3 protein-coding genes and 1 pseudogene are annotated in these 4247 nt (G+C 40.6%); 1 reads left to right on the top strand and 3 read right to left on the bottom strand.

Annotated elements, in window-relative coordinates; translation table 11 throughout:
- Window positions 1-127 precede the first annotated feature (127 nt).
- The 3 genes and pseudogenes from ACCI49_RS23800 to ACCI49_RS23790 form a co-directional block, all read right to left on the bottom strand.
- Entirely contained in the window at window positions 128-1153 is a 1026-nt protein-coding gene (locus tag ACCI49_RS23800) for an alpha/beta hydrolase (RefSeq protein ID WP_371841735.1), read from the bottom strand.
- A 261-nt stretch (window positions 1154-1414) separates the two neighbouring features.
- A complete protein-coding gene (locus tag ACCI49_RS23795) occupies window positions 1415-1633 on the bottom strand; it encodes a VOC family protein (RefSeq protein ID WP_371841734.1) in 219 nt (72 codons plus the stop codon).
- A 1776-nt stretch (window positions 1634-3409) separates the two neighbouring features.
- Window positions 3410-3730: pseudogene (locus ACCI49_RS23790) on the bottom strand (Tn3 family transposase).
- A 174-nt stretch (window positions 3731-3904) separates the two neighbouring features.
- Between ACCI49_RS23790 and ACCI49_RS23785 the strand changes: the two are divergent.
- Window positions 3905-4153: an SGNH/GDSL hydrolase family protein gene (locus tag ACCI49_RS23785; RefSeq protein WP_371841733.1), complete on the top strand. Its 249-nt coding sequence runs from the start codon at window positions 3905-3907 to the stop codon at window positions 4151-4153.
- Window positions 4154-4247: the final 94 nt, after the last annotated feature.

The following is a 4247-nucleotide window of genomic DNA, read 5'->3' as shown; positions in this document are numbered from 1 at the left end:
TATAAAACACACTAACTATCAATATTTATCGAATAAGCTCAGTTTTACAACTAAAACTCAACCATAAAATAGCACTCCAATAATTCGTAAATTTATCTCCGAATTTATAGAGATGCCCATATAGCAGTTATCTGCTTTCGATTTCTACCAGCCACCTAGAAAGCACCTCATGTTCGTTTATCCCTATTAAGGACATGCTGGGATGATTTCTACCCTTAAGAGCTACGACTTTTATATTTTCACGATTTAGATCCTCGAAATCTTTATGGGGAGCAATTAAGTCTGCAGTAGAGGAAAATATAAGTATTGGTGTATTCGATGCGGTAAGTAATGGCTTTATATGTGTATCATCGAGTTTAATATCAGCTTCCTCTAGAGCTAGGCTTGCCCCCTTATAAATGTCTTTTTGGGGGATGATTTTGCTAAGCAGTGGGTGAGTAGCTTTGAAATAATTGTACATTGCTTTGTCGAATGAGAGAATCGGGGCTAATAAAATAATTCCACGTATATCTTCCCTCAAGGAAGAGATACGTGCGGCAGTTAACCCTCCCATGGAGTTCCCCACAAGATAGATGTTTTTATCTGTAATAATTCCTTTGGAAATTAGATTGTCGATAAGGCCATTGATGAATTTGCTGTCATCTACGCCATATTTTTTCCCCTCGCTCGATTCTCCATGCCCGAGCAAATCGGGAACAACAACCTCAAATCCCAAAAATCGAAAATATAACGCTGAATTCAGCATAAATTCTTTGGAGGCACGAAATCCATGTATCAAAATTACGGTTCCAGAGTGCTTTTTTTCTAAAGAGTCTCGCGTTAGTTTAAGATTAACAATGCTTTCAATTCCGCGTATATTAAACTCTGAAGAATATTGAATCTCTTCATCTTCCAAAGGCTTGCCATAATAATAGCATATGCAAATATCAGTTTCTTCTTGGCAGTAGTTAGATTTTTTAAATTCCAGGTTTTTGATTTCTTCGACTGTGATTGTATCTTCGTGAGGGAAGCTTTCAGAGGTTGATATAAGACTGGAAATTTTTTGGGAGCAAGAAGCTATTATCAGACATATGGTGATAATGAAGCTTAAAAATTCTATTTTTGAATTTTTAAGGCTGGTTTTTGCGGTTGTTGGGATCTGTAGTTTTTTCACCTGTTACTTCTATGGTGGCGTATGTCTGTCAAAACAAATCATTAATCTCAAAAACTCACTTTTTTACGATTACGCATGATCAATATTGGTGATCATTTTCCAAAAAATAGCTTAAGTTAATAAAGTTGTGGCTCGCGATAATCTTAGGTGGATTATCGGATAAAATGTCAAAAAATTAATTTGCTGGTGCTACACAACTAAATTTTAGTGAATTCATTAATTTTATTCCAGTGATACTGTTATTGTTTGTACCATGAACTATTACTCTGGCTTTTGCTTCCCTGCTTTATTGTAGTCCCAATAGGCCGCCTCGATATTGTGGTCATCAGGATCTATGCTAAATGTAGCATAATATCCTTCCCAATAGTTTTCACGATAATCTGGACCTCCCTTATCGATGGCACCTGCTTCTAGCGCAGCTCTAGAAAAGGCTTGCACCTCTTTACAAGTCTTGACCTCAAAGGTTAGATGGTGCGGCACTATGTCTTCTTTATAAAACCCAAAAATCAGTATTTTTTACATCGAAGAACCCTGCAGCTACAACGACCTCAATACTGACTTTATAGCCTAGAGGAGCCAGAGTTTGTACGTAGAACGCCTTAGATCTGGAGTAATCACTGACGTGTAAGTGGGTGTGTGCAATCATCTATTTGTCTCGAGTCTTAACCCCAATCTAAAGGATGGCTTTCCCTTTATAGTAGTGTTTTTCAATGATCGTGATATATTTTTTAACTACATATAGTCTTCTGGTAATTAGGCTAACATATACCTCGTCAATCAATCATAAGGATAAAAGCACGGGGTTAGGATACATGATCTTTTCGTATATAAGCTCCATAATTATGATCATAGTTGTTCCAAAATTTCATTAAAGCTCGCTCTCAAGCTGGTCGAGGAAATATATAGAAGCAACCTAGCAAGACCTCAAGAGGAGGAAAAATCTTGGTGTCGAGAAAGACGAACGATATTTTGCGGATCGTCCACTCTGGGGGATTGACGAAAGCTTCCAGAACCTCTACGGAACCTCCTCTTCTAGCGGCGCAAGGCTATGGCTGCCAATTCTGCTTGCCCCTCAATACTTTCAGCATCACAATGGGCGTTTTTCCCCTTTGGCGCATAGCCACTATGTGAAGATACTGAAGACTTTCTTGAATCGCCAATACCGCTCGGGTTTGCCTTCTCATTCCATTGCGGTTTTAATGCCCTAGGGTAGTAGTAGAGCCTCAATTTACAGATTCATGGAGCCATCAATAGGTCTCCACCGTGCTTGGCAGCGGCTGCAGCCCCGCTTGTCCCTGCCAACACCGCTGAAGGTGTACAGCTGCTCTATATTATTGGGGGCTCTACTCTCTTCTCTTTAAGCATGCAATCGACGATGACGGCCTGCGTCAAATCGGTATTCTTCACAACAAAGCCGGCATCTCCTTTTCCGGTTGGTTGGAGCGCTCTACCAGGAGCACCATCAGCTGGTCTTAATGGCAGGTAAACAGCTCAGCGTCAATCGAGTGCAAGAGAGCATCAAACGTCCCCTATACACCTGATGTTGAAAACTCTGAAAATGGCTCAAGCAAAAGAGCGAAGAACGGGAGCTTTCTATCTCCGTGCGGCGACTGGGATGCTCGGCCATCACCGTTCGATCATCTGCAAGGTCGAACAGGAACGGAATAAGGGGCGAGATCATTGGATTCGTATAATATTGTGCGGTCCTGAATGTTGCCCCCCATGAAAGCTTGGGTATCCTGATTGACTCCCTTAAGATTGCCAAAAAGATATAGTTCCCCCTCTATCTTCAGCCCTCACGATGCCCCTTCTCCCTCAAATTGATGATCGTAATTTGATCAGTAAGCGATGCTAGATGAACTCTGCATTAGTGAGAGTAATTTTAACTTGCAAAAAACAAGGTACTACCGCTTCTTAGACAAGGCTCAGCTCAATCCGGATTTAGCTCTAATTTCTCCAAGAATGGGATAGCCAATGTGATTGGAGAACTTTTCTTCTTTTGAAAATCGAATTCTCTCGAAAAATTAACATGCCTCCAAGCTAACATTTGCCCAACCGAATTTGTAGAATAACAGCATTTCATTCTTTCCCAGGAGGTAATTGCGAGAACAAATTGGTGACACACAGTTAGTTCCACAAGACTACGCTGTTCTATATCAGCTGTGTGCTCAGAAGATAGCACTCTTCGTCTCAGGTTCTATTGATACGTAACCTTTGACTCCTGGCCTAAAAAACTACCTTGAAGAAACTGTTAGCTTATTCGCCAATGTTGAGCTGCTTTTGGATACGCTGTCGACACTCTAAATTATCAATATATTCGAGTACAAAATTAGTTTTCACAATACGGCCAAACTCCTTCAGCGCAGCATACAAAGTATTCTTAGAGCAAAAATTAAGCCGCCGAAATATTTTGGAGGCACTTGCTTTACCCGACAAAATAGTGATGATAAGACGTAATATTTCATCTCAATATGATTCAATTTTTGACCACCTTATATTGCTCGTAGGCCTGATAAGATAACCGTAATTTTTATAGTGACTAACTGATTGATTTTCATATAAATCTAGTCGTTCAATGCCTCTAATACGGGGAGCAAGCTGAATTCCTATTATGTAAAAAATGGAAAATATATCGGTTTAATCTAATAGAGTTTCCTTAGATGTTGTTTCAAACGTCAGGAAACCTATGGCTTTTTACTTGCGTTCGCCTGGTGTGCTTGAGCGAAGCCTAAATGAAAAGTACCGTGATGTGTGAGTGATAGAAACTACCTGAATGGTCGTAAAACACTGTGGGACAATACGTTCAGGGTGGGGCGGAACGGCGTTGATGGCCTGATCCAGGTGACAGAATTACGCTCACCACTAAAGTGGGGTCTGTTGATGTTGGGAACCAATGATTTCCAGGATACCCATGATAATAAAGCCTGGATGGCCGCTCAGGGGGGGGCAAAGTTGATGGGCACCTCTAAAAATTCACTATTTTCCGGTAAAATAGTCTAAACGCTCACTAGTAAAGGTTATTGTCAAATGTAGCCGAGTTTTTTCGGTCTTGATGACCGCCATCGCAAGCTAAATGAACGTGATCCACTGGTTG

This window comes from Microbulbifer epialgicus (assembly GCF_041447265.1).
In the GTDB taxonomy this organism is placed as follows: Bacteria; Pseudomonadota; Gammaproteobacteria; order Pseudomonadales; family Cellvibrionaceae; genus Microbulbifer; species Microbulbifer epialgicus.
The sequence above is the reverse complement of the archived record's forward strand: the minus strand, read 5'-3'. Positions and strand labels throughout refer to the sequence as shown.